Genomic DNA, 26358 nt, shown 5'->3' with positions numbered 1-26358 from the left:
CATACGGACACTTCCTCCTTGAAACCCATTGTAAGGACTTAACTAAGTTGTGTCCATATGACTATACTAACTCTATTGTTTACAAAACGCTTATATTTCCTTATCATTAATAATAAGCAATGTAATATGTTAATCTCATGGCAACTATAAGCCGCATTTCTAGCACAAAATATACTTATTATCATTAATATAACATTGGTATTTATATGTTTTTAGTTAACAAAACATTAATATTCTAAACAAATTGTAGATTTATAGTCAATGTTTTGTTAATACACTCTTGGTTATATGTTAATCTCACATTTCATGTAAATACCTAAGTTAGTAGGTATTTATATTGATATCATCGAAATAACTATTAACATGTTAATTTCAGTCCACATGTTAATTTCAATTCAAGTGTGTATTTGATGATTTTTTCAAGGAGGTAGGACAATGATTGATCAAAAAAGCGATGATGATATATTAAACGATAATGTTTTTGAAAAGGCATGGAGGATAACAGAATTCTCTAAATTAGTCGGACGTCATCATAACACAGTGTATAATTGGTTCAATATTTTAGAAGAAAAAGGTCTACATGAAACTTTAAGAACCCATAACACAAACGAAAAGCTCTATAATACTTTAGATCTTGAAATCGCTCTTTTTATAAAACAAAAAAGAGATGAGAAGTGGTCTTTAGATGCTATTATTGAACTTTTACCACATCAATTTGATTTAAGACCAGTACCACTAGAGAATCAAGCAAATGAAGTATCTACCCAATTAAACCTTCAAGCAACTGCAGAAATCATTGAAAAAATGGTAAATAAGCAAATAGAAGAAAAAATAAAAAATATTGAATCTCAGTATGAAGAGAAGATAGGAAATATATTAAAACAGCTACCACAACCTGAAGATGCAGAAGCGTTAAAGATACGTCAACGTCAAGAAAGACTAGATAATTTCATTATTGAACATAGAGCACGCCAGGAATTAAGAAAGCAAGCAGAAGGCCTCTGGAATAGCAAACCTGATGAGGAACGTATTAAAAAGGTAGGATGGTTTAAAAAAGAAGAAGATTTAGCTAAAAAGCAACTCTTCATTGAGCAGTACTTACATGATAATATCATTGATTATATGAAATCTCTCATGAATACGACGGTGGAATAAGAAAAAGTCTGGATCTCGCTCCAGACTTTTTCTTATTTTGTAGTACCAAACATCTTATCTGGATCTAAAAAGTCCGCTAATTCAGCATCTTCATCGGCTCCAGCTTCTGTATTTTCTTCGTCACTACCCATATCGATAAAATCACCAAAGGCAAAACCTAAGTCCTCATCCTCATCTATACTTTCTATCGTACTAATTTGCGACTTTTTGTACTGAATTTGACTTTGCTTCTCTTTAAATTCATTAAACTCTTCAACTAATCCCTTAGATAATCTTGATGGTAATGCATCAGTTTTATAAAACGTATATACACTTCCCAAGAAATCATTCTTACTTACTAAATATCCATTAAAAACTGTACCGTTTATAGGTAAATTATTTGAGACTTCTACTTTAGCATCATCCATGAAGGAATCATCAATGTTTTTTTGTTCATCTAGGATAGCAAGCATACCAAAATGATGCACTTTTGATGCTTCAACAGAACCATCGTTATTCTTTTTCATTAAATCAATTGGATGATGGAAAGAGCTTCCTCTTAATGATTCTTTAAACATTTCTACAATTGCATGGCTATTTTCAATCTGGTTCATATTACGTGAAACCTTATTAATTACTAAACAACCTGTTTTCTCAAGTAAAATACGTTTAAAGTCTTGAGAATCAAGTATTACAGATGTTCCAGAACCATTTGCAGCTGTATTTAATTCATGAATAATTTCACTAATGCGTTGATTTGCATAATCACGTGCATTGGCAATACCTTTTTTCTCATTTTCATTTAGCTCTTTAAATTCATCATAAAAGTGCTGATTATCAGCAAATACTACAAACGCTACACCTTTTGATTTATCATTAGCTAATTTCCAAATCTCCTGAGAAAATTTATTAACTTGTCTTAGTACATCCGGTCCATCTGCTCTTACTGGAAGTGTTACAACAATCCCCATTTTAATAAAATCTTTACGCTCAATAGCGTTTTCAAAAGCGATTCTCGCAAATTTTGCTTGATCTGCTTTTATCTCTGCCATAGGGTATTGTTGTGCAACTTTTTGTAATTCTTGTCTAATTACAGGCTTGTTATGAAAAGCGGAAAACTCTTCAATCGCCTTAATGATTGTAGAAGTTCCTGTTCCTCCACCTAAGCCTGCAAAGAATAACACAAGTTCATCAGATGGTCTTACACGTTCCGTGATAAAATCTTTTAATTTTTCTTTTGCCTCATCATTTGATTCAAGTACCTTTACTGCACGCTCAGGATTTTTACCTAAACCACCTAATTTAAGTGAAACTTGGTTGCTTTTTGGTACATTTTTTAGTTCTGCTAGATCTCCATCATTACTGTTTAATGCTAAGCAGTTATATACTGATGTTCCATCTGTATGTTTATATTCAGCAAATTTATCTACCATTCTAGTACCAGCCTGACCAAAACCAACCATCGTCATCTTAACTGCTACTTCATTCTTCAAGAAATTTTTCGCCATTATTTTATCTCTCCTTATTTACTTATTTACTTTTTTTCTTTTCCCTAACTCAATAAGTACTTGTTGTCCTCTATAAGTTGAGATTAAAAATTTATACGGGTGCATAGACTTTTCATAGATTAAAGACATTGATGATAGTGTACTAACACTTATTTCAGCTGAACGTCTTGATATATTTGTGCGTTCAACCTCTAATGAATAAGATTTGCCTTTTGTTTTCTTTACTCTCCTATCTATGACTACATTTTCTACTATTTCATTAATTGATATGCCCCTCATGTATTTTGTTTCTTGAAATTGTTTATTAATGATGTTTCCTATGTATAGAAATACACTATATAGTATCTCATCTTGTTCAAGAATATCTGCGAACATGTTCACTACTTCATCTGTAAATTTTATCGTTTGATACTTCTCGCTTAAAACCTCGTTCAAGTTGTCCCCCCCTTAAACCATTGGTTAATTATTCCTAGAAACATAGTACATCATTATAAGGCGTATATCAAGTCATTATATATAAAACTTATATATAGAACCTATAAATTCCATTATTAGAAAACCCTTTATTTCACAAGCTTTCATTTATACAGCGTATATATACGCTGTATAAATAATATATTAATCTTATATTTCATGTGATTCACATTCTAAGCTCTTAATAGAATAGATTTCACTATCATTACTATATTAAGTAAACATATCACCCCAAAAATAGCACAATACGTTAACATGAAACTCACATATTAAATAACACATTTTATTATACGCTGTATATATACATTTTATTTATACGACGTATAATAAAACCTTAATATAAAAGGGTTTTTACCTTTTATATATCAATTTTATATCAATATAAATATAATAAGTGCTTTATATAAGGCTTACATATAAAACTTATATAAACTGCTTATTATTGATAACAAAAAATGCAATGCTGTAATAGCATTGCATTAATAATACTTATACTGCTAAATAACTTTCATTTAGTGCCTGGAACAACTCATCCTGAGTATCTTTCTTGGTTAATAGTTTGGTTCTATACGATTCATTTCTTGTTAGGGGAGAAGTTGTCAATGTCATGTTGAATTGAATCTAATCAATTTAGTAGATAACTTTGGGCACTTATTTAATGGTGTTTCAACGATAGACGATTTCTCAAAAGAGCAAATCGTCTTTTTTTCATTGCGGCATCTGATGAGCTTAAAACCAGAGATTTATCAAGCGCAAATCTTCAATGTTATGAATTTAATGTGGGATGAAATGCTGGAAAACGGAAAACCACAGTGGAAAGCATTTGATAGAAAAGAAATTCAATTTGATGATGTCATTCGTTATCTCATCATTATGGATGAAGCACATCATCTCATCAATACAAGTGAACGAAGCCAACATGCAGTGCAGTTTACAACCAAGTTTAGTCGTGAAGCTCGGAAGTATTTTGCAGGGATTGTATTTGCAAGTCACTCTATCCGTGACTTTGTACCAGAAGATTCAAATTTAACAGCGGTAGAAGAGATTAAGAAGCTATTTGAATTAACACAGTACAAATTCATTATGCAACAAGACAGCAACAACCTAGATATGTTACGGCGAGTGTTTGCGGGTCAAATCAGTACAAGTGAACTGAATGAAATACCGTTTTTACCAACAGGAGATGTTCTCTTATGCATCAGTGCCGTGAAGAACATTTTATTTAAAGTCGATGTAACAGAAGAAGAGTTAGCGTTGTTTGGAGGAGGGGCATAATTCATGCATCTTGTACTGAAGATGATTCCGAAAAAGTGGCTCATTGTGATTGCTCTGAGTCTACTTTTTCTCCTTGGAACTTTTCTTATAGGAGCTACAATGACACTAATTGGTGGAATGGAAGGGAATAAAAAGCAGGGGGATATTACATACCCAAAAGGTGGTATGGGGACAGCAAATGTTTCGGCTGAAGTGTTGAAATGGGAACCTACCATTCGGAAGTATGCGCAGGAATTTGGTGTAGAAGCGTTTGTCCCATTAATGTTGGCTCAAATGATGCAGGAGAGTGGCGGACGTGGATTGGATCCTATGCAAAGCTCAGAAGGAGCTTACAACACAAAGTATTGTAAAGCACCAAATTGTATCACAGATCCAGACTATAGTATTTGGGCAGGTGTTCAGGAATTTAAGCATGCAATTGAGCGAGCGGGAGTCACGGGACCAGGTGATATGGATCACATAAAAACCGCTTTGCAGGCCTACAACTTTGGAACAGGATTCTTTGATTTTATTGAAAAAAACGGTGGGAAATACACAAAAGAATTAGCGATTCAGTTCTCCGCAGAAACCTATCAGAAAGTAAAACATACAGGTATATATCGTTGTGTACGACCGGAAATGATACCCTGCGGGGCATGTTATGGAGACGCTGTGCGCCCGTGGAGGGAAACTGAAGAGGGACAATAGCATGTCAAGAAAGCCGTAAGTTGATTAATCATCGAATCACGACTGAACGGCAAGATGTGAAGTATGGATAAGGATGAAAGCTAGACTGCTTGAACGATAGCACAAGGAAGGCTACCGTAACTCATTTCGGAAGATGGTTATATACGAAATGTGGTAGATGACATAGCGATAAAGGTGTCGTCGCTATGTATAGGGACATTTACCATCCGCCACTATACGTGGAAACGTGTGAAAGTCGCATCCGAAACCATATGTGCAAGTCTCTTGTCTTCTAAACGGGGATTACCTAAGTTGGAAAGCCGGAAGGCTATTGAGGATGACTTCAAGGCTTCGCCAAGAAGTGTGGCTCATGAATATCTAATACGGTAACGGAGCCTTCATAGTAGTCCGAGCTAGGGAAAGCCTAGTGCATGGCGAAGGAAGGCAGTCTGTCCGCTTAAAAATGAAATTGGGGAGGTGCGAAAGGCATCATGCAAAGTCCAAAAGTAGTATTAAGCAACCTGCAAAGACAGTGTCAGAAGGAAGAGTATAAATTCCGAAGACTCTATCGAAATTTGTACAATCCAGAGTTTTATTTCACTGCATATGACAATCTGAGTAAAAATGATGGAGCACTCACGATGGGAGTAGATAAGCGTTCTATTGATGGATTTTCAATAGAAGTTATCGAAGGACTTATAGAAACTCTTAAACAACGGACATACCAACCGTTTCCATCAAAAAGAGTATATATCCCTAAGAAAAACGGAAAGAAAAGACCATTGGGTATACCTAGTTTTGCGGATAAATTGGTGCAAGAAGTTGTGAGAATGATATTGGAAGCTATATATGAACCTACATTCTCTATATCATCACATGCTTATCGAAAAGGAAAAAGTTGTCACACGGCACTTCAAGAAATCCAAAGAACGTTTACTGGTAGCAAGTGGTTTATTGAAGGGGATATTAAAGGTTTTTTCGATAATATCAATCATCATACCCTGATTGGCATTCTAAGAAAACGTATCGAAGATGAGGCATTTATTGAACTGATATGGAAATTTCTTCGTGCTGGATACATGGAAGAATGGAGATTTCATAATACCTTCAGCGGTGCACCACAAGGAGGTATTATTAGTCCACTTCTTTCTAATATCTACTTGAATGAGTTAGACCAATACATGATGGATTTTATACAACAATTCAATAAAGGTAAAAAGCGGAAGAAAAATCCTGACTATGAACGAAAATATACTCAAATGAGAAGCTTGATTCGGAAGTATAAAAATGCATTAGAAGAACAAATGGAAGAAGCACAACAACATTTAGAACAGGCTAAAGCGTTAAAGAAAGAATTACGGACAATTTCATATAGTAATCCAATGGATTCAAATTATAAGCGTCTTACTTATGTTAGATACGCTGATGATTTTCTAATTGGTGTAATTGGCTCGAAGTACGATGCAAGAAATATTAAGGAAACATTGACTGAATATCTAATGGAAACACTTCAATTGGAATTGTCACAAGAAAAAACGCTTATTACCCATGCTTCCGAAAAACATGCAGGATTTCTCGGTTACAACATTCGTATTTTCAGAGGAAGTGAACCTCGAAAAGATGCGATTGGAAGAGTATGTAGATACCTTAATGGAAAAGTTCAATTGAAAATGCCTCACGAAGCTTGGGTAAACAAGTTAAAGAAATACCAAGCTATTAAAATGAGTGCCGATGGCACTTGGATGCCAAAAGAAAGAGGATACTTCATTCATAATGAAGATTTAGAGATTGTCGCTCAATATAACAGTGAAATAAGAGGATTATATAACTATTATCGGCTAGCAGAAAACGTGAGCAATCATATGCATCGTTTTGCTTACTTTATGTATTACTCTATGCTAAAAACATTTGCATCTAAATATAGAGTTAAAACAAAAGAGATTCGAAAACGTTATGAGAAAAATAGACGATTTACTGTCACATATAAAACATCTCGAGGAGAAAAGCAAACCTATTTTATTGAACGTAGTTTTCCACGAGAGAAACAGTCAAAAGAAGCGAATTTAGATTTAATTCCAGATACAAAATATGTGTTAAGTGAAACGAAACTCTCTGATCGAATCAAAGCAGAACAATGTGAATTGTGTGGGAAAACGAATACCACAATTCATATGCATCACGTAAAAAGATTGAAAGACATTAAAAATAAGCCGAACAAGTCCTTTCTAGAGAAACGTATGGTTTCAAGGAATCGTAAAACCATAGCGTTATGTAAAGAGTGCCACGTTAAAAGGCACAAAGGAGAAGTCTAGCAGGAGACAGATGGAGAGCCGGATACATTGAGAGATGTAAGTCCGGTTCGGGGAGGAGCACTTGAAAACCTACTACAGTAATGTAGCAAGGCGTTGGGTGCTTACTCTACTTATATGTTGATGCGGTGCTGAAATATTTTATACCTGGCGCACCAGTAAATGGCGGTGGAGGAAGCACAGGAAGCGGTTCTTCCGGCTCACAAGTTGCGGACGTAGGGCGTCAATGGATTGGACGTTCTACCTATGTATTTGGTGGTGGACGTAACACAAATGACATTGCAAGAGGGATTTTTGATTGTAGTAGTTTTGTGCGTTGGGCATTTGAACAGGTCGGAATGAATGTGAGCCCAATGGGAGCTGTAAGTACAGAAACCTTAAATAAGATTGGTACACAAATTTCACCAATGGAAATGAAAGCTGGTGATGTTATTTTCTTTGATACGTATAAACATGACGGTCATGTTGGCATTGTAATTGATCAAAATACTTTCATTGGTTGTCAAACGAATAAAGGTGTCTCAATCGAAAATCTATCGAATCCATACTGGGCTAAAGTGTTTAAAGGACATGTGAGACGTTACTAAAAATATTAAGAAATTAATAAGGGGAGAGATTTTTATGACAAATAAAATAGAGTTATGTGACGACGCATTATTTCAAAAAGTGATAACACCACCAATAGAAGAATTTAAAAATTATAAAATTAAACCAGCAAATTATATGATTCAAGACGTTGGTGAGAACTTTCTTTTGCATAGAGAGTTGAGTGAAGATGAGTCTTCACAATCAAAAGAAATGCTGTCTCGTTATGAAGGGAGGAGGTACGTATTTTTGTATAATTATCCTTCGGAAGAAGAAGCTTTGCAAGCGATTTATTCTTTTTGGGATGCAATAAAACAGCTCAACGCATTTGAAGAATAGGAGGGGAAAAGATGACAGGAGGAAAAAATAAAGATAACAGAAAAAGCTGGTTTGTAACGCTTGCAATTGTCATTGCAGGCGTTACTTTTTTAAACATCTTTCTGTACGCTCGTAACGATGAAACAGGAGATTTAAAACGATTAAAAGTTCAAAGTCAGGTATTGCAAACTGAAAATGAAGAACTCAAAAAGAAAGTGAAGGAAACACTTCCTTCGGAACAGGAACAAGAGCGACAATCGTATCTTTCGGCAGTAGAAAAGTTTATTCAACTATCATTTCATCGAGAAAAGCAGGGGTATGAAGGACGAAGAGAACAAGCAAAAAAATTAATGAAGGATGAAGTGTTTCAGCTCTTTTATCCAACGGATACATTTGAAATGGAGGACACATACGTATCTAAGCCATCTGATATGAAGTTATATTTACAAGACTATAAAATTGGTGCTTCTCAGGTAGAAGTGATCGCAGAATTTCAAAATACCGTGACGATTGGTGCGAATGGAACAACAGATAAAACGAAAAATGTGATGAAAGTAACGGTGCAAAAAAATCAAGAGAGTTGGCAAGTAACCAATGTAGAAGAACTAGCGGTTCAAATCATTGCATCTTAAAAAAGTGAGGTGTTGAGTAAATGGAAGTTGTAAATAATGGTGTGAATTTAAGACGTAAAAAATCATGGATATATGGCTTGATTGTAGGATTTATGTTTTTTGGTTTTTTCAGTTTTTTTACTTCTAAATTATATTTACCCTATGAAGAACCAGTCTATCATACAGAGCTGAAAAAGCCGGTTGCGTTATTTGGAAATCGAACAATGACGATAGAGAAAAGAGTTTATGATCCAGCTTCTCATACAGTAGAGATGTATCTTCATGTAGAGGGAGGAGATGGAGAACAATATCAGTTCCAGGCACAGGAAAAAGCAAATCCAAATCTTCAATTACCAGCAAAAGTGGTGTACCAAGATGATGAAAATATGGTTGTACAAGTGAAAGAACTATCTCCAAAATGGCAAGCAGTTGCGCTCGATGTATTTGAAAAAAATAATCGAGATGTAACAGTAGAGACAAAGCAAAAGGCTGAAGGAGAAAATGAAACTTCAAAAGAAGATGAAAAGCAAACATTCTTAAAATCATTCTTCTCCGATCAAAAGAAAACAGAAATAGAAGAGGGTATTTCACAAAAGAATAAAGGCGCTTATGCAAAAGTGTTTATCGGTATGGAACAAAAAATCTTAAAAGAAAAAGTAAAACAGTACGATGAAGTCATGAAACAAGAAACATCTAAACAAACAGAGTGGCAAAAACAAATCATAGAATGGAAAAACGATTCTAAGTACCAAACTGAAACAGAAAAAATGGAAACCGACGCAAAAATTAACTCAAAAGAAACGAATATTAGCCAGTCAAAAGAGAAGGTTGAACTATATAAATGGGAGCAAGAGCAAGTCAAAGAAAAGATTAAAAAACTAGATGAGAAGGCAAAAGATGTAGAGCGTTCGTGAAAAAAGTTGGGTCAACGGCATCTCAACATTAAGGGGTTTTAGGTCAACAGCATCTCAACATTTGGGTCTACTGGACATCAACATCAGGCGATTTTGAGTCAACAGCACCTCAACACTTGAGCTACTTTCTTGTTCCCACGGTTTCGCTAGGCTTTGCCTAGCTTCACACCCTAGGTGGGAACAAAAACCCCTTATGCTCTTCTCACTATTTTTAGTGGAGAACCCAAATTTTGGAGGAGGAAATGAAAATGGAGATAAGAGTTCGAAATATGAATCCAATTGCGGTGAAACGAATTGATGAAATTGCAAAGGCAAAAGGGCTTTCAAGAGATAAATTCTTACAAGGGCAACTTGAAACATTAGCATTCTATCGTGAACAACAAAATCGTGAATTGTATCTTCAACAGTTGCTAGAAAAAAATATCTATGCGATGGAAAGTTGTTTCGAAGCTGTAAAAGAAAGGAATGCTTTTTTACAAATGATGACGCAGGATGATGAGGCATGAACCGATCTACAAGTCCTTCACAAGCAACGGTGACGCCTGGTGTGGTGACAGTGTCTCGTTTTGTTACGGCAGATGGAAAAACATTTCAGGATTATGTGGAGTACGTTGACCGAGAAGATGCGAAAAGAGAAGGGGAAGCGCATGAGAAAATGTTTTCTCTGTATCAGGATTATATGGGGGATTCAGAGAAGACATCTTCTCTCTTTACAGACCATAGTAACGGTTTAAAGGGAAATGAAAAGAAAGACTTAAAAAAGATGTTTCAGCTCGCTCAAAAGAATAAGAGTATTATGTGGCAAGATGTCATCACTTTTGATAATCATTGGCTTGCAGAACATGGTGTGTATGATCCTAGAACAAGTACTGTAGATGAAACAAAATTAATGGATGTTACCCGATTAGCGATGAAAGAAATGTTAAAAAGAGAAAAGTTAGAACATACAGCAATTTGGTCAGGAGCGATTCACTATAATACGGATAACCTTCATATTCATGTCGCAACTGTTGAACCATTTCCGACAAGAGATCGCGGGAAGCGAAAACAAAAAACATTGGATGCGATGAAGGGAAAAGTTGTTCAAAATATTATGAATCGTGGTCAGGAACAAAAACAGATTAATGATTTAATTCGAAAGAATATGGTTGCAAAAAAGAAAGAAGTTTCCACATTCACATGGCGCAATCGAGAGTTAAAACCATTATTCCAGTTCATTTATAAACGTTTACCAGAAGATAAAAGGCAATGGCAATACAGTTACAATACATTGCGCCCACTCCGTCCTCATCTTGATGCATTAACGCAAAAATATATTGAGAAGCATCATAAAGAAGATTATAAACAGTTTCTTCAAAAGTTAGATAAAGAAGTAGATGTATTAAAGAGAGCATATGGAGAAGGTTCTGGTGATAAGAAACGATATGAAAATTATAAAGAAAATAAAATAGAAGAGCTTCACAAGCGAATGGGAAATGCGTTTTTACAAGAGATGAAAGCATACGATAAAGAACGACAGCGCATTGATAAAATATTAGACCGAAAGCCCAGTCAGCGAAAGAACTTTCAACAAAATGTTTCGATGCAATATGCACTTAGAAAAATGGAAGGTGCATTTAAAAGTGAGTATGAAAGTTGGAAAAATCAACGTTACTATGAACGTCTTCAGAGGGAAATCCAACAACAAAATGAGAGGGGATATGAACGATGAGAAAGATTAGGAGAGTGTTTTCTATTGATGAGGAAACAGATCAATATATTACAGCATATATGGAGGAACATAAAATTCGAAATGGTTATAACGGTGACGCAATCGCTCGAATTTGTAAAGAACATAAAGAAGCGAAACAACAAGAATGGTCACTTCGATATATTACAGAAGTCGTGACAAAACACCTTCATGAAGTATTAAAAGAAGAGTTAACAAAAATTCGACTTGGTACAAATAGTGCAGACAAAAATACGCAAATGTTGATTGAGTTTATGAATGGTATTTATGAACATGAACAGTATCAAGGGGTTTGTACAACTGATATTGCAGAAACAGAAGCAACAAAACATATAAGAGAAGTAGTAGAGGAGAGAATTGCACATAAACGACAAAAGAAGATGGATTATCAAGCTTCGAGGGGGCAACAACAAGAAGTATTTGTGCCAGTGGAGGAGGTGAATTGATAAAGAAAGGATGATGTATGAAATGAGAAAGTTAGAAAAAATATTAGAGCGATTAACAAAAGAGGAGAAGATAAGATGCTATTGTTTCATGAAGATATTGAACTTGGAATTATAAAATCTATTGGCGAAAGAGAAGTTACTTTTCATGTCGCAAATAAAGAAGTTACAATCCCATTAACAGAAAAGGAAGAACAAGAGTTATTTGATTATATTGAGCTTCCAGAAAACGATTTACTGATTCCCATCAACATGAAAACTCATAAAATATGTGTTCCAACAGACTTAGAAACTTGGAATGAAGAAACGATGGATGAATTAATAGAAGCTTCATCAAAGGGAGCGGAAAACAATGAGTAAAAAGCGTTCCCCTGTTTCATTTGAAGAGAAAAAACAAAAGGTAGTAGCACTCACGAAAAAGATGGAAAAAAGTATAGAAGGTTATTTTCGTTCACCAGGAGATTTAAAAGAGTATTTGTCATTTATGGCAAAATTCTATCGCTATTCACCATCTAACATTGCATTAATACAGAGCCAATTTGAGGGATCCAGAGCCGTGGGTTCCTTTTCTTTTTGGAAAGAAAAAGGATTTTCGGTTAATAAGGGTGAGAAAGGAATACAGATCCTTGTTCCAAACCGGACAACAGCAAAATTTAAAGACAAAAGGGGAACCTGGAAACCTGTTGCAAAAGCGAATGAAGAAGAGAAAAAACAGATTGAATCTAAAAGTATAGAAGTGAAACCAGGGCGCCTATATTTTTCTGTCGGCTATGTATTCGATGTGTCGCAAGTGCGCCCATAAGGCGCTCTAACGATTCGCTATGTAGCAATAGCGTAGAGTAGACCATCAAAGCTCTATCACTACCCAACTTACCCGTTCAGAAGAAATTCTACGGCGACCATAGCATGTTGGGACGTCACTAGTCGGTTAGTTACCAAATCGCAACTGGGTGTCCGGTGAAAGATGATAAATAAGGATGAAGGCTACACTGCTTGAATGACAGTCCAAGGGGGTTTAAACGTCACCCATAACGGAAGGTAGCTACAAACGTTATGTGACTGAAGGTGGTAAAGGTGTTTGGTTACTTTATCACATATGGAAAATACGTTGTTTGTGTGCGTAATTTTCAGATGGTCCACAGTCAATCAACCTCAATAAGAGGAAAAGGGCAAACGTCACATCCGACATTATCATAAGCTCGTCGTTAGAGATGCTAAATGGGGATTACCTAAGTTAAAATGCTAACAATTTTAGCTATGATACAAAATGGTATCTGAATATTTAATAAGGTAACGGAGTTCTCGTAGTAGTCCGAGCTAGGGAAAGCCTAGTACATGGCAAAGGAGAACAGCTTATCTAGTCTAAAAAATACAGGAAAGTGTGGGAGACACGTTGAGAAATCCTAATGTGATTTTAGACAATCTAGCTAGAAAGGCCAAAGATCAAGACTATACCTTTGAAAGGGTATACAGAAATCTTTATAACCCAATGTTTTACATGGCAGCGTACAACAAAATCTATGCAAATCCAGGCAACATGACAAAAGGTGTAGATGGATTCACAATTGATGGAATGAGTTTAAATAGAATCGAAAAAGTCATTGAAAAATTAAAAGATGAAAGCTATCAACCTAATCCCGTGAAAAGAACTTTTATCCCTAAAAAGAGAGGTGGAAGAAGACCGTTAGGTATTCCTTCATTCGATGATAAGTTAGTCCAAGAGGTAGTAAGGAAAATTCTTGAATCGATATTTGAACAACGATTCTCAAAAAATTCACATGGATTTAGACCCCACTTTAGTTGCCATACAGCACTAGTCCAGTGTAAAGAACGATTTAATGGGGTTCGATGGTTCATAGAAGGAGATATAAAAGGTTTTTTTGATAATATAGATCACCACATTTTAATTGGAATTCTTCGTAAGACAATAAAGGATGAAAGATTCATACGTCTAATATGGAAATTTCTAAAGGCGGGCTACGTAGAGAACTGGGCATATCATCGAACCTATAGTGGTATACCTCAAGGTGGAATTATTAGCCCAATCTTAGCAAATATTTATCTTAATGAACTGGATCAATATATTGAAGAGTACAAGAATCAATTTGAAAAAGGTACGAAACGTAGAACGACAAAGGCATATGTCAAATATCAAAAACGTGCAAGAAGATTCAAAGATAAGTACAAACCTGTTTGGCATCAATTATCTGAAGAAGAAAAGAAACCTCTTATTAAGCAATATAAAAAATTAGAAAAAGATATGTATAAACACCCTTACTTCGACCCTATGGATGAAAATTTCAAACGCCTACAATATGTCCGTTACGCAGATGATTTCATCATTGGAATCATAGGAAGTAAAGAAGATGCAATAAGAGTTAAAAAAGACCTTACGGTCTTTATCTCGCAAAAGCTAAACCTAGAACTATCACAAGAAAAGACATTAATCACACACAGTCATAAGAAAGCTAGGTTTCTAGGCTACGACATTGTAGTTGTACGATCTCAACAGCTAAAGAAGCGAAAAGATGGGGCGAAGACACGAGGAAACAGCTATAAATGTCACCTTTATGTACCTCGCGAGGCTTGGGTGGAAAAACTAAAAGAACTCAGGGCTATTAAATTTTCAAGGGATAATAAATGGAAGCCAATTCATAGAACATATTTAATTAGTCATGATGATCTCGAAATTCTGAGCATTTATAATGCGGAAATTAAAGGACTATATGAATATTACAAACTTGCCAATAATGTAAGCACTTTGCACCATTTTCTATATTTCATGAAGTACAGTATGTTCAAAACATACGCACGAAAATATAGGAAATCAGTTAAACAAATTATTGCTAAGTACAATATAAATGGAAAGTTCGGAGTTAAATATAGGACTAAAAATGGTCAGCAAACGAGACTCTTTTATGATGAAGGTTTCCATAAATTAAAAACAAAAGAAAAATCTTATTTTTTCAATGACAATCAACCTCCTAAATTCTATTTTGATGCAAGAAATAGCTTAATAAAAAAATTAGCATCTTTCAAATGTGAATATTGTGGGATTGAAAACGTTCCTATCGAAATGCATCATGTCCGGAAGTTAAAAGACCTTAAAGGAAAAAGGCGTTGGGAACAACATATGATTGCTCGTAAAAGAAAAACCATTCCATTGTGTATCTCCTGCCATGATAAATTGCACGCAGGAAAGCTAGATTGATAAGTGGAGAGCCGGATACATGGAGACGTGTACGTCCGGTTCGGGGGAGAGCGTTTGGAAACCTGTTCTAGTAATAGAATAAGGCGCTGGGCGCTTATCCTACACGAACGCGAAAGCGGAAGATTTGCCTCGTATTTTTCCAAATCGTTGGCTAGAAGGAAGTGTGCAAGATTATAAGAGTTTGTACAAAGGAATGGAAGCTATTGCGGAAAAAAACGGTGTGAAAATTATTGAGCCAAAACATGAGCTTGGGGTCGCAAAGGGGGTGAGCTACACCTTAACAAAAGAGGTTGCCTTGAATCCACGAAACAGTGAATTACAAAATGTGAAATCCCTTCTTCATGAATTAGCGGTGCGTCCATAAGGACATGTTAGGGATTGCTGTCGTAGCAAACAGCTGATGTGGTCATAACATCATAAGGTCAAAGACTTATTGGTATTCCTAAAATATCAAGACACTCGTGTTGGGAAACCAACAGGGGGACAATAGCATGTCTATAAAGCCACAAGTTACTGGCGTGTTACAGTACGACTGAATGGCAAGACCAAAGTAATAGATAAGGATGAAAGCTACACTGCCTGAACGATAGCCAGAGGGGTTATATCATGGACCATAGTAAACAACACGTGAAATGCTATGCAAGTGGGAATTTCAACGGATGTGCTAGACGTTGAAATATGACCTCCCACTGACCGACATCTATACGATGATAAATGGCGAAAGTCGCATCCGATACTAATACAAGCTTCCCTGCATAATCTAAATGGAGATTGTCTAAGTCGATACGCCCTTACGGACTATGTCCATTTGGGACTGAAAAATCGATATGACAACGGAGTCTTCGTACTAGTTTGAGATAGGGAAAACCTATCACGCTAACATCAGATAACGCATGTTAGGTCATAGCTGTGAAGCTAGGACGGCGAAGGAAGACAGTTAACCGAATCCAATATTATAAGAAGAAGGAGCGAGAGGCTCTATGAGAAATCCTCAAGTGGTATTGGACAATCTAACAGGCAAGTCCAATGACGAAAACTACAAGTATCAAAGAGTTTACAGAAACTTATACAATCCAGAGTTTTATCTTATGGCATATGATGAAATTTATTCTAACCCTGGTAACATGACTAAAGGGTCAGATGGTAAAACAATCGATGGCATGAGCATGAAAAGAATCAGTAATATTATCGACTCACTCAAGGGTGAAAGGTATCAACCAACTCCAGTTAGAAGAACCTATATCGGAAAAAAGCGTGGTAATGGCAAAAGACCACTTGGCATTCCATCATTTGATGACAAACTGCTACAAACTGTAGTTAAATACATTCTGGAAAGCATTTATGAAAGGTCGTTCAGTGACAGATCTCATGGGTATCGCCCAAACAAAAGCTGTCACACGGCCATTAAGCAAATCGCTGACACATTCAATGGAATAAAATGGTTTGTTGAAGGAGATATAAAAGGCTTCTTTGATAACATTGATCATTCTATTTTAATTAATTTACTTCGTAAAAGAATTATGGATGAGAAATTTCTAAGACTTATTTGGAAATTTCTTAAAGCAGGATATGTAGAAGATTGGAAATACCACAATTCTTATAGTGGCACACCTCAAGGAGGTATTATCAGTCCTATCTTATCTAATATTTATCTAAACGAACTAGATAAATTTATTGAAGAGTTCCAACATAAATTCAATAAGGGAAAAAATAAGGCGGAAAACCCTGAATACAGAAAACTGCATCAAAAAAGCATGCGTCTTAAAAAGAAATTAAAGGACAAAGCAGCGAAAGGAACTCTCGAAGAAAGCGAACGTGAAGAAATGATTGGTCACATCCAAGAAGCTAATAATAAAAAGATGAAATTACCTTCAAAAGATCCTATGGATCAGAACTACAAAAGATTGAAATATGTCAGATATGCGGATGATTTTCTAATTGGTATTATTGGCAGTAAAGAAGATGCAGTCATGATAAAAAAAGAACTAACTGAGTTCATCAGTCACAAATTGAAACTCGAACTCTCACAAGAAAAGACACTTATCACAAACAGTAGAAAATTCGCTAGATTTCTAGGTTACGACATTGCCATTAGTAGGAATCAACAACCAAAACCGACTTCAAGATCGGCAGAACAACAAAAAAAGGTTCTCTCACGTTCTTACTCTGGAAGAGTCTCTATTTATATGCCAAAAGAGGCTTGGGTCAGTAAACTTATAGAACATAAAGCTATAAAGATTGATGGATGTAAATGGAGGCCAATGCATCGTAGGGTACTGGTCAATAACGATGATTTGGAAATTCTCACTCGTTATAACGCTGAAATCAGGGGTATGTACAACTACTTTAGACTAGCTATGAACGTAAGTGGACTTAATAAATTTAAATACTTTATGGAATACAGTCTGTACAAAACTTTTGCCAATAAATATAAAACATCAATAAGTAAAGTAAAAAACAAATACTGTATTAATGGAGTTTTTGCGGTTAGATACAAAACTAAGAAAGATAACAAAACTCGATACTTCTATGATGATGGATTCAAACGAAACCATTCTATAAAGGCAGACCATACTAATACTGACATACCAATCAATAAATTCGATTTTGGTAGAACTAGTCTCATCTCAAGATTAGAAGCGGAACGCTGCGAGTGGTGTCATGTAGAAAACGTTGAATTGGAAATTCATCATGTAAGAAAATTAAAGGACTTAAAAGGTAAAAAGCTATGGGAAAAAGCAATGATAGCTAGGAACCGCAAGACAATGGCACTTTGTGTCCAAGGATGCGGCAACGACTGTCATCGAAAACTCCATGCTGGATTGTTAGATTGAAGTAAGTTAATGGCGAGCCGTATACATGGAGACGTGTACGTACGGTTCTGAGGGGGATGCTTGGGAACCTACCATAGAAATATGGAAAGGCACTGGGTATCTACCCTACCATGCCAAACTTCATACAGTAGAAACACATATGAATTACACAGCACCAGAAAAAGAATTTCAAGCAGAAATGACAGCCTTTACGGTTTCTTCCTATTTCGGAATTGATACAAGCGAATATTCACTCGGTTACCTAGCCAATTGGACAAAAGGAAAAGAGATGAAAGATAAAACTCAGTTGCTAAAAGAAGTACATGAAACATCGGTTGAGTTCATTGAAACGATAGAAAGTACTTTGGAGAAAGAAAACGAAAATATAAAAGGGAAAGAGGTAGATAATATGGAAAAAACACAATCAGTAGAAAAACAAACGGACGAATTGTTTGAACGTATGCCAGATGAGAAAGCGCATTTGGTTACAATCGAAGTGTTGTATAAGGATGCTCAAGATATGTATGGTGGAAAAATACACATGATGGATGCTTTTACTAAAGAGATTACTGACATACCAATACGGAAGGAAGAAGAACCAAATCAAGAAGGTTTATCTGTATCTTTAACGGAAAAAAACGGTGGTGTAAAAGATGTTCACTTAAATAAAATTTTGCAACCAGATTTATATGAGACAGTCCATAATTCTGTTTTTGAGGGGAAAGAAAATTCGTTTGTTGTACATCAAAAGGATGCACAGATTGATTTAAATGATCTAGTCAAAATAGCCATATATGATAAATGGGTACAAAGAGAAGTGGATTTTGTAGATAAAGCTGAGGATCAAAAAGAGTTAAGGTTTAGTGAAAAAGAAGTAGAGTTATATAAAGAAATGAAACAGGAAGGTTATGCACCAATTGAGTCATTAGAACAAAAATTACAGCCACTTCCGCATACAGCTAAACATGTTACGGCTTCGATGGAAAAAGAATTAAGTGAAAAATATGAAGCGTTTAAACGTGCTCAATCTAATGAAACAGTGAACGATATTGATAGTATTATAAGCCGTATACAGGTGGAAGAACGTTATTTTGCAACCAAAAATGTAGCAATTGATAATGAACTCATTACCCAAGAATCTGTCAATCAATTAGAAAGTAAAGTACAAGAAAAGTTGAATAAAGAGGGAATTACGTCTACTAAGCAGACCGCATCGAAATTGGTTGATCGGGAAAAACAATATGAACCATTCTCGAACTTTACGCAATTCCAAAATGTTGCAAAGAAAAAGAAAAAAGAGGTAGAATTAGGACGAGAAATGGTTCGTTTACACAATTTAATAAAGAATCAATGTCATCACTTATCGTTGAGAACGAGAAGTGATTTTTTATTATAAAGGAGGAAGTGAAAAATGAATATACAAGAACAACTGAAGCAAGAAGAAATCAGAGAAGCTTTGTATAAGCAAGTACTTCATATGACTGGAAAACAAAAAGAAAGGTTTCCTGAAGGGAATATGCATGAAATACAAAGAGGAGTTGAGCCTGGTGTGACTCGTTTTGCAATTCCATCTGTGACAAGCGAAATGGACTGGGGACAAGGAGATATCACAATTGATGTTCATCATGATACAGGGAAAGTGAGAGTATATGAACAAGAAATAGATGGTGAGAATTGGTCGAAATCTTCTCTTCGACTTACAGGAGAGAAGCAGTTGTCTGATGTGGTAAAAAATTTGATAAAACAAAGAGCGATTGAGCGGCAAAGAATGGATGAAACAGCCAATCAAAAGATGGAAAATCAAGTAGAACAGTCTTTCTCATCTCTAGAGCCATTAGATGAAAAAAATCATGTGGTGATGCGTAAAGCAATGCCCAAAGAGGTATATAAAGAGTCGTATAAGGAACAAATTTTAGAAGAGATTGCTCCTTCTCAGGATGAGATACGTTATAAGGAACAATACCAGGCAGAATTGCTTATGTTATTAGGAGTTGATAATGAAAAGGGATCAGATCCAAATAAACAAACCTTATCAAAAGAAAAACAGGATAATAGTCCAGGGCAACAAGAAGAAAGGTATACGAAAAGTCGGGAAGAACGTGTTAAAGAAATGAAAGAGTTTGAGAAGACGCATTCATATCCTGAAGTATATCGGTTGAAAAAGGAAGCTCTTCAGGAGTTAAAAGGAATGAATCTAACAGATTCCCAGCGGGAAAAGTTGTCCAGCATTGAAAAAGCTTTAGATCAAGAAAAACAAGAATATGATAAAAATAGTAAAAAAGAATCTAGCCAGGAGAAAGAACCGAAAAACCAAAATAAATTCGCACAGATTTTTCATCGGTTTAAAGGTGTGAAAAAGAACGAACAGCCAAAAGAAGCGGAAATGGAACATGCTAGATAGATATAGGTTGAGGAGAGTACTGTGAAACAGTGCTCTTCTTCTTTTTAAAAGCGAAAGGAGAGAAAAGGATGGTAAATATCGTTGAAATTGTAGACATCGATTATACGGGTGTATGGGCGGAAATGAAAAATGCAGAAGAATTGATTTTTATTTCGTTCCCAAAAGAAAAAATTCAAATTGTACGCGAAATATTGTCAGAGAAAAAACAAATGTATGTCTTTCTACAGAAAGATTGGGAATGGAGAAAGATGTCATGAACCCATGGTTATTTGCTAGCTGTATGTTACTTGTGACCGTGGCAATGAACATTTGTATATGGGCAGTACAATGTGCAATAAAACGGTCCAAAGTACGAAGAATGAAGCGTCAAAATTAAAAGTTTTATATATTATGAGGAGGAATGAATGGTGGGAAAAACATTATTTATTGCGGAAAAGCCAAAAGTTGCATACGAATTATTGAAATCACCACGATTTCGAAATGCAGAGAAGCATATGGGAAGTAAGCCATACTTTGGTTACTTTGAAAATCAAAAATATATTATTAGTTGGTGTTCTGGTCATTTATTAGAGCTGAAGAATCCAGAAGAAATAGATGCGAAATACAAAGAATTTAAATTCGAACACTTGCCCCTTTTGTTAGAGCCGAAATACAAAGTGAAACCGGATTATATCGAACAAATCAATATTTTAGTAGATCTATTGCAACGTCAGGATGTAGATCATGTGGTCAACGCTTGTGATGGAGACCGTGAGGGCGAGCTGATTTATCGTGAAATGTATGAATATGCGGGTGTAAATAAACGACAATCTCGCCTCTGGCTTGCTTCGTATGAGCCAGCAGAATTAGAGGCAGGACTGAACCGATTAGAGCCAGGGGAACACTATGACGAACTTGCAAATTCCGCAAAAGCAAGGCAATACCTAGACTATCTTCTCGGAATTAATGTGACGAGAGGATGTACAACGAAACTTGCTAAAAATCAATTCTTATTGGCAACGGGGCGTGTGCAAATGTGCCTGTTACATGAGATTTGGCAACGTGAGGTATCCATAGAAAATTATAAGGAACAAACCTACTATAATCTAAAACTCATCACAGAGAATGGATTAGAAGCTGTTATGAAAACAGGAGACCAGTTATTAGATCCAGCTCCTTTACAAAAGCTTGGCACAAAATTAATCGGTACAGACTTAACGGTAACGGAATTTAAAGAAAGTACTAGAAAAAAGAAACCAAAGTTGTTATATAACCTTACAGATTTATATAAAGATGCTCATGCGAAATTAAAGGTAAGTGCAGAAACCGCTAAAAAACATATTCAGAGTTTATATGAAGAAGGGTGGATTTCCTATCCTCGTTCATCGTCCCGGCATTTGCCAACGGAAAAGGTAGGCAGAGTACAAGAAGTATTCCAAGCCTTGCAGTCTACCAATTATGCGGATTTGGTGCAACTTGTAGATCCGCATACCATTACAGAAAAACATGCCTCATTTAACGATGAGCTTGTAGATAGTCACTTTGCCATCATCCCGACAACCAAACCATATGACGGGACCAATAGAAAACCATTAGAAATTCAATTATATGACCTCATTGTGAAACGATTTATTGGGAACTTTATGCCACCGGCTATTTATTGGGTACGTGAGGCACAGTTTATAGATCGAGAGGAAAACATATACTGTACAAAAGAGAAAGTTCTTCAAGAGAAGGGATTTTTAAGCGTATTTCATGAGGACATGGAAGAATGTTCTGTGGAAAGCTTTCAAATCCCTTTTTTATATGAGGGAGACTCGTTCCAAATCGTGAAACATGACTTAATGTAGTCGAAAACAAAGAAACCAGCATTTCATACTGAAAGCTCCATTCTAACGTTTATGGAGACCGCCGGTCGTAAATTAGATGATGACCATTTAAAAGAGCTAATGAAAGGAAAACGTATTGGGACGGTTGCGACAGAGGAGACCTTTATTCCAAAACTCGCAACGAGAAATTACATCACAGTTACCAATGGCCAAATTCGTACTACGAAAATTGGTCGTGCATTTGTAGAAAAATTTCCGATAGATGAAATCAAAAATCCAGCTTATACGGCTGAAATGGAAGGGATGATTCATATGATCGAAAAGAAGGAAATGCAATACGGTGAATTTGTGGAAAATACGAATACATTTGTAAAAGAAACAGTTGCAAAACTTGGAAAAACAGAAGAAAAAGTAGCGGATGAAATGATTTTGAATTGGAATCAACAAATTGAAGTATGCCGTTGCCCATGTAAAAAGGGGAAAATCCTTCATAAGGGCAACTTCTATGGATGTAGTAATTATCCAGAATGTGAGATCCGTATACCGAAGAAAATTAAAGAGAAAGCGATTCCTGAAGCACAAGTAAAAAAGTTGTTTGAAAGTAAGAAAACGGATCTGTTAAAAGGCTTTAAATCCGGTGAGAAAGAGTTTTCAGCGTATTTAGTATTCCGAGAAGGCAAAGTACAGTTCCAGTTTCCAACGACAGAGGAGCTGTCTCTTGGGAAGTGTCCAGACTGTAAGAAAGGGGACATTCTTCATCGAAAAACATTTTTTGGGTGCACAGAATATAAAAATGGTTGTAAGTTCATGTTGCCAGCAAAAATCAAAGAAAAAGCGATTCCCCCTTCTCAACTAAAAAAGATTTTGACGGGGCAATGTTCAGACTTCATTCAAGGATTTAAAGGAGAAAAGGGTGAATTTACAGCGGCACTTTACTTGGATAAGGAGGGGCTAAAGTTTCGTTTTCCAACAATGGAAGATCGTACACTAGGGAAATGTCCGCTATGCAAGAGCCGAGTCATTGTAGGTAAATCAAATTACTTATGCGAGCAATATAAAAAGACTTGTGAATTCATTATTCCAGGGATCGTGTCTGGAAAGAAAATTAGTAGTAACAATGTGATCAAAATATTAGAAAAGAATATGACCGATCAAATCAAAGGGTTTGAATCTAAAAATAAAGGGAAGAAATTTGATGCCCGGTTATCTTATAGCACGCAAGAAAAACGATTAAAATTCTTATTTGGAAAATAAATGATGTAGAGAACTGATACAAACAGTTCTCTTTTTTTATTCTTGAAACCATTCACAACAAGGGGAGGTGCCAACATGACATATCGACTGGCAGAGGAGGAAGTCATGAAAGCAAAAGATGTGGATTTGTTGTCGTATTTAAAAGCTAAAGGGGAGAAATTTCAAAAAGAGGGAAACTATTATCGACATACGGAGCACGATAGCTTGTTAATTCGTGACAATATGTATGCATGGAATAGCCGGGGAGAGAAGGGATATGGAGCGATTAGCTTTGCTAGAATGTACTATGGTATGACTTTTCAAGAAGCAGTTCGAGACGTGAATTTTGGTGATTATCCTACTTTTACATCTTCTAAGGAAGAAGAACCAAAACAAGATGAGCCCTTTCGTTATCCAGGGCATCTAGAAGTCCAGGATAAACAAGCCATTAAGCACTATTTAACTGATGAACGGAAGATTGACGCTCGTTTAGTAAATTGGTTGATTGGTCAAGACTTGATTGCACAGGATAAAAAGAAGAATGTGGTGTTTAAATGGCGGGAACAAGGTGGAACAGGAAATGTAGTAGGTGCGGAGCGTCAAGGGACGGTTAAGATGGAAAATAAGCGAGGTTCTTTTAAACAAATTTTGCCGAATGGAAAACCGCATACGGGATTTATGGTGGATGTTGGAAAACCAACATCCATTTATTATTTTGAGAGCCCAATTGACCTTCTTTCGTATTGGACGTTACAACAAAATCGACTACAAAATGCAAGGTTAGTCAGTATGAATGGACTGAAGATGAAAACCGTTTTACGTACATTTAAAGAGGCAAAAGATGAAGGATTTCCCGTGAATCGTATTGTCCTCGCAGTAGATAATGATAAAGCGGGGAAAGAATTCACAGAAAAGATAGGAGCTTTAACGATTAATCCACGTGTCCAAATGCACCTTCCTTCCCAAGAAAAAGATTGGAATGATGTACTGAAGGCGGTCATACAATCAACAGAAAAACAACAACAATCTCATATACAACCGTAAGGACAGCAAAAGAAACAAGCGGTACGAATACAGAAAAAGGAGATGGAACGTAGTGTCTAATCTGCCAGTCGGGCAACTTATACCAGTTGTGCCTGTATCTAGCATGATACAGGCTTTCATGTATGTTTTTATTTTTTATGTTCTCTTTCGTATTTATATGTTTGTTCATCGAATCATCCAGGAGAAAAGAGTATTAAAGCGGATGGCGAAGTCAGGTATTCACTTTATAGATAAAATGGATGGATTTCAATTTGAGGTATATTTAAAAGCCCTTTTTCGAGAAATAGGGTACCGTCCAGAGGTCACAAAACGTTCTTGTGACTACGGAGTTGACGTCGTATTAAAAGGAAAAAATCGTATTGTGATCCAGGCGAAACGATATGGGGTAAAGAATCGAGTGGGAATCCGAGCTGTACAAGAAGTATACGTAGGCAAAGCGTATTATAAGGCAGATGAAGCATGGATTGTAACCAATAGTTTTTATACAAAACAAGCTAAAGAATTAGCGGAAGCATGTAATGTAAAATTGATAGATCGTGTAGGGCTTCAACATTTAATTAATAAGGTGAATCCAGAGCAAAAAGCAGAAGATGTGTATCAGCAAGTTGAACCTGCAGAACGGAAATGTCCGGTTTGTAAAAATCAATTAGTCATTCGATATTCAAAGAAAAATGATAATAAATTTTTTGGATGTTCTCAATTTCCATCTTGTACGCATACGGAAGCAATTAATAGATGAGCTGAAAGGACGAAATTCAGCTCTTTTTTGTTTTATTCAAAAAAATGAAGTTCTTATCAAAAATAGGACTCTCAGATTTCTTTGTATCTAGTTTTATTATCGGCTCTAATGTAATAAGTGTCAGGTAAGTTAAAACCTCATTTAAAGGGATTTACAAGCCTTAAATGAAATTTTGAAGTATTCTTTTTTAATTTATATAAATTCGAACTTATTCCACATAATAAAAATAAAAAATCAGAAAATTTAATAATTAGACCTTGCAAGGGCGTGGGGATAGAGTTATTATGACCTTATAAGAGCGAAAGTGATAAGGAGTGGTTCCAATGAGAAAGGTATCAACGGAAGTAATCCAAGACTTAAGGTATTTTCGTAAAAAAGGGCAAATTGGTTTCGATCTTAGCAATTTTAAGTATTATCAAATGTTTTGCAATGCATTAAAAGCAACGAGTACTCCATATCACTTGGAGGTCAATGAATTAGAAGGAAATATAATCGTAATTAAAATGATGTAAGGAAAGGGGAATGAAGGATGAAAATCAATACGCCAGAATGGTTATCTTTAAGTAAGGAAATTAAGGTGAAACTGATTCGTTTAGCAATTTTAGAATCAAAATTTAAGTATCAAAAATAAAACCCTCTGTTGCAAAAAGCAAACAAAGGGCATTTGAATGAGTGTCGTACAATGAAGGGAATCTCGTACATTCCCTTCATTGACAGTATAGCATAAAAGGCAAACAACAAAGGAGATATTCATGAAAGAGATCGAAAAGTACATGACGCCAAGTGAAGCATCATTTCTTTGGGGGATTCCTCGTGAGACATTAAAACATAAATTTAGCCCTTCAGGAATGAACGAAAAAAAAGTAGCAGAATTACAATGCATGTTAGATGAAGGATTAATTAAGTATTTTTTACAACCAGGAGGGAAGCGGAAAGAATGGATAATTAGTCGTCAAGCTATGTATGAATGGTTTGGTGAGCCTAAAAAATAAATTGAATTAAGGGAGGAAATAAATATATGTCTTTAAATCGGGTCATTTTAGTTGGTCGTCTTACGAAGAATCCTGGTGCGCCACGTTTCGCATAACCACCACGTACCAGTGGTGGGATAAAGTGACAATCGTGAGAAATCGAATATATACC

21 protein-coding genes and 6 pseudogenes are annotated in these 26358 nt (G+C 35.8%); 25 read left to right on the top strand and 2 right to left on the bottom strand.

Annotated features, from left to right (window positions below; genetic code table 11):
* Nucleotides 1-435 precede the first annotated feature (435 nt).
* Nucleotides 436-1155: a MerR family transcriptional regulator gene (locus tag JDS96_RS24585; RefSeq protein WP_199668323.1), complete on the top strand. Its 720-nt coding sequence runs from the start codon at nucleotides 436-438 to the stop codon at nucleotides 1153-1155.
* 32 nt (nucleotides 1156-1187) lie between these two features.
* On the opposite strand, the gene JDS96_RS24580 is transcribed toward JDS96_RS24585, so the two are convergent.
* Together JDS96_RS24580 and JDS96_RS24575 are read right to left on the bottom strand one after the other, a co-directional pair.
* Nucleotides 1188-2642, bottom strand: coding sequence for a cell division protein FtsZ (locus JDS96_RS24580; protein WP_199668322.1), 1455 nt, complete (start codon nucleotides 2640-2642; stop codon nucleotides 1188-1190).
* An 18-nt stretch (nucleotides 2643-2660) separates the two neighbouring features.
* Nucleotides 2661-3077, bottom strand: a complete 417-nt coding sequence (locus tag JDS96_RS24575; protein WP_199668321.1) for a hypothetical protein — start codon at nucleotides 3075-3077, stop codon at nucleotides 2661-2663.
* 648 nt (nucleotides 3078-3725) lie between these two features.
* On the opposite strand from JDS96_RS24575, the pseudogene JDS96_RS24570 reads away from it, so the two are divergent.
* The 24 genes and pseudogenes from JDS96_RS24570 to JDS96_RS24460 all read left to right on the top strand — a co-directional run.
* A pseudogene (locus JDS96_RS24570) lies at nucleotides 3726-4391 on the top strand (VirB4 family type IV secretion system protein); the annotation flags it as partial.
* A gap of 3 nt (nucleotides 4392-4394) precedes the next feature.
* Nucleotides 4395-5039 (top strand): annotated as a pseudogene (locus JDS96_RS24565) (lysozyme family protein); the annotation flags it as partial.
* A gap of 509 nt (nucleotides 5040-5548) precedes the next feature.
* On the top strand, nucleotides 5549-7369 hold the full coding sequence (locus tag JDS96_RS24560; protein WP_199668319.1) for a reverse transcriptase/maturase family protein: 1821 nt from the start codon (nucleotides 5549-5551) through the stop codon (nucleotides 7367-7369).
* A 110-nt stretch (nucleotides 7370-7479) separates the two neighbouring features.
* A pseudogene (locus JDS96_RS24555) lies at nucleotides 7480-7953 on the top strand (C40 family peptidase); the annotation flags it as partial.
* 34 nt (nucleotides 7954-7987) lie between these two features.
* On the top strand, nucleotides 7988-8290 hold the full coding sequence (locus JDS96_RS24550; protein WP_199668318.1) for a hypothetical protein: 303 nt from the start codon (nucleotides 7988-7990) through the stop codon (nucleotides 8288-8290).
* Between the two features lie 11 nt (nucleotides 8291-8301).
* A complete protein-coding gene (locus JDS96_RS24545) occupies nucleotides 8302-8901 on the top strand; it encodes a MerR family transcriptional regulator (RefSeq protein ID WP_199668317.1) in 600 nt (199 codons plus the stop codon).
* Nucleotides 8902-8921: 20 nt separating this feature from the next.
* On the top strand, nucleotides 8922-9794 hold the full coding sequence (locus JDS96_RS24540) for a hypothetical protein (protein ID WP_199668316.1): 873 nt from the start codon (nucleotides 8922-8924) through the stop codon (nucleotides 9792-9794).
* A 248-nt stretch (nucleotides 9795-10042) separates the two neighbouring features.
* The gene (locus JDS96_RS24535; protein ID WP_199668315.1) at nucleotides 10043-10300 is read left to right on the top strand and encodes a hypothetical protein; all 258 of its coding nucleotides are present in this window, start codon (nucleotides 10043-10045) and stop codon (nucleotides 10298-10300) included.
* Nucleotides 10297-11505: a MobP2 family relaxase gene (gene mobP2, locus JDS96_RS24530; RefSeq protein ID WP_199668314.1), complete on the top strand. Its 1209-nt coding sequence runs from the start codon at nucleotides 10297-10299 to the stop codon at nucleotides 11503-11505. The genes JDS96_RS24535 and mobP2 overlap by 4 nt, the downstream gene beginning before the upstream one ends.
* Nucleotides 11502-11969, top strand: a complete 468-nt coding sequence (locus JDS96_RS24525; RefSeq protein ID WP_199668313.1) for a hypothetical protein — start codon at nucleotides 11502-11504, stop codon at nucleotides 11967-11969. The genes mobP2 and JDS96_RS24525 overlap by 4 nt, the downstream gene beginning before the upstream one ends.
* Nucleotides 11970-12044: 75 nt before the next feature.
* Nucleotides 12045-12326, top strand: a complete 282-nt coding sequence (locus tag JDS96_RS24520) for a hypothetical protein (RefSeq protein WP_199668312.1) — start codon at nucleotides 12045-12047, stop codon at nucleotides 12324-12326.
* Nucleotides 12319-12756 (top strand): annotated as a pseudogene (locus JDS96_RS24515) (ArdC family protein); the annotation flags it as partial. The gene JDS96_RS24520 and the pseudogene JDS96_RS24515, both read left to right, overlap by 8 nt.
* 603 nt (nucleotides 12757-13359) lie before the next feature.
* A complete protein-coding gene (locus JDS96_RS24510) occupies nucleotides 13360-15177 on the top strand; it encodes a reverse transcriptase/maturase family protein (protein WP_199668311.1) in 1818 nt (605 codons plus the stop codon).
* Between the two features lie 94 nt (nucleotides 15178-15271).
* Nucleotides 15272-15529, top strand: a pseudogene (locus tag JDS96_RS24505) (M78 family metallopeptidase domain-containing protein); the annotation flags it as partial.
* A gap of 628 nt (nucleotides 15530-16157) precedes the next feature.
* On the top strand, nucleotides 16158-18011 hold the full coding sequence (locus tag JDS96_RS24500) for a reverse transcriptase/maturase family protein (RefSeq protein ID WP_199668310.1): 1854 nt from the start codon (nucleotides 16158-16160) through the stop codon (nucleotides 18009-18011).
* Nucleotides 18012-18189: 178 nt separating this feature from the next.
* Nucleotides 18190-19386, top strand: a complete 1197-nt coding sequence (locus JDS96_RS32425; RefSeq protein WP_472926295.1) for a hypothetical protein — start codon at nucleotides 18190-18192, stop codon at nucleotides 19384-19386.
* Nucleotides 19387-19401: 15 nt separating this feature from the next.
* Complete coding sequence (locus JDS96_RS24490) at nucleotides 19402-20391, top strand: hypothetical protein (RefSeq protein WP_199668309.1); 990 nt, start codon at nucleotides 19402-19404, stop codon at nucleotides 20389-20391.
* 68 nt (nucleotides 20392-20459) lie between these two features.
* Nucleotides 20460-20648 (top strand): hypothetical protein, encoded by a 189-nt coding sequence (locus JDS96_RS24485; RefSeq protein ID WP_199668308.1) that lies wholly within the window; start codon nucleotides 20460-20462, stop codon nucleotides 20646-20648.
* Nucleotides 20645-20767: a hypothetical protein gene (locus JDS96_RS32895; RefSeq protein ID WP_274605970.1), complete on the top strand. Its 123-nt coding sequence runs from the start codon at nucleotides 20645-20647 to the stop codon at nucleotides 20765-20767. Before JDS96_RS24485 ends, JDS96_RS32895 begins: the two co-directional genes overlap by 4 nt.
* Before the next feature lie 31 nt (nucleotides 20768-20798).
* Nucleotides 20799-23453 (top strand): annotated as a pseudogene (locus tag JDS96_RS24480) (type IA DNA topoisomerase).
* 75 nt (nucleotides 23454-23528) lie between these two features.
* On the top strand, nucleotides 23529-24476 hold the full coding sequence (locus JDS96_RS24475) for a DUF3991 and toprim domain-containing protein (protein WP_199668307.1): 948 nt from the start codon (nucleotides 23529-23531) through the stop codon (nucleotides 24474-24476).
* Between the two features lie 52 nt (nucleotides 24477-24528).
* Nucleotides 24529-25215 (top strand): restriction endonuclease, encoded by a 687-nt coding sequence (locus tag JDS96_RS24470; protein ID WP_374221010.1) that lies wholly within the window; start codon nucleotides 24529-24531, stop codon nucleotides 25213-25215.
* 323 nt (nucleotides 25216-25538) lie between these two features.
* Nucleotides 25539-25727, top strand: coding sequence for a hypothetical protein (locus JDS96_RS24465; RefSeq protein ID WP_199668306.1), 189 nt, complete (start codon nucleotides 25539-25541; stop codon nucleotides 25725-25727).
* Nucleotides 25728-25967: 240 nt separating this feature from the next.
* Nucleotides 25968-26207 (top strand): helix-turn-helix domain-containing protein, encoded by a 240-nt coding sequence (locus JDS96_RS24460; RefSeq protein ID WP_199668305.1) that lies wholly within the window; start codon nucleotides 25968-25970, stop codon nucleotides 26205-26207.
* Nucleotides 26208-26358 lie beyond the last annotated feature (151 nt).

The organism is Bacillus cereus group sp. N21 (assembly GCF_016483395.1).
Taxonomy (GTDB): domain Bacteria; phylum Bacillota; class Bacilli; order Bacillales; family Bacillaceae_G; genus Bacillus_A; species Bacillus_A pseudomycoides.
This window is presented reverse-complemented; position numbering and strand designations above follow the sequence as displayed.

Bases quoted from the DNA above. Each gene is read 5' to 3' on its own strand.
- JDS96_RS24585 (WP_199668323.1), top strand. From the start codon at position 436: ATGATTGATCAAAAAAGCGATGATGATATATTAAACGATAATGTTTTT.
- JDS96_RS24580 (WP_199668322.1), bottom strand. From the start codon at position 2,642: ATGGCGAAAAATTTCTTGAAGAATGAAGTAGCAGTTAAGATGACGATG.
- JDS96_RS24560 (WP_199668319.1), top strand. From the start codon at position 5,549: ATGCAAAGTCCAAAAGTAGTATTAAGCAACCTGCAAAGACAGTGTCAG.
- JDS96_RS24550 (WP_199668318.1), top strand. From the start codon at position 7,988: ATGACAAATAAAATAGAGTTATGTGACGACGCATTATTTCAAAAAGTG.
- JDS96_RS24545 (WP_199668317.1), top strand. From the start codon at position 8,302: ATGACAGGAGGAAAAAATAAAGATAACAGAAAAAGCTGGTTTGTAACG.
- JDS96_RS24540 (WP_199668316.1), top strand. From the start codon at position 8,922: ATGGAAGTTGTAAATAATGGTGTGAATTTAAGACGTAAAAAATCATGG.
- JDS96_RS24535 (WP_199668315.1), top strand. From the start codon at position 10,043: ATGGAGATAAGAGTTCGAAATATGAATCCAATTGCGGTGAAACGAATT.
- mobP2 (WP_199668314.1), top strand. From the start codon at position 10,297: ATGAACCGATCTACAAGTCCTTCACAAGCAACGGTGACGCCTGGTGTG.
- JDS96_RS24525 (WP_199668313.1), top strand. From the start codon at position 11,502: ATGAGAAAGATTAGGAGAGTGTTTTCTATTGATGAGGAAACAGATCAA.
- JDS96_RS24520 (WP_199668312.1), top strand. From the start codon at position 12,045: ATGCTATTGTTTCATGAAGATATTGAACTTGGAATTATAAAATCTATT.
- JDS96_RS24500 (WP_199668310.1), top strand. From the start codon at position 16,158: ATGAGAAATCCTCAAGTGGTATTGGACAATCTAACAGGCAAGTCCAAT.
- JDS96_RS32425 (WP_472926295.1), top strand. From the start codon at position 18,190: ATGACAGCCTTTACGGTTTCTTCCTATTTCGGAATTGATACAAGCGAA.
- JDS96_RS24490 (WP_199668309.1), top strand. From the start codon at position 19,402: ATGAATATACAAGAACAACTGAAGCAAGAAGAAATCAGAGAAGCTTTG.
- JDS96_RS24485 (WP_199668308.1), top strand. From the start codon at position 20,460: ATGGTAAATATCGTTGAAATTGTAGACATCGATTATACGGGTGTATGG.
- JDS96_RS32895 (WP_274605970.1), top strand. From the start codon at position 20,645: ATGAACCCATGGTTATTTGCTAGCTGTATGTTACTTGTGACCGTGGCA.
- JDS96_RS24475 (WP_199668307.1), top strand. From the start codon at position 23,529: ATGACATATCGACTGGCAGAGGAGGAAGTCATGAAAGCAAAAGATGTG.
- JDS96_RS24465 (WP_199668306.1), top strand. From the start codon at position 25,539: ATGAGAAAGGTATCAACGGAAGTAATCCAAGACTTAAGGTATTTTCGT.
- JDS96_RS24460 (WP_199668305.1), top strand. From the start codon at position 25,968: ATGAAAGAGATCGAAAAGTACATGACGCCAAGTGAAGCATCATTTCTT.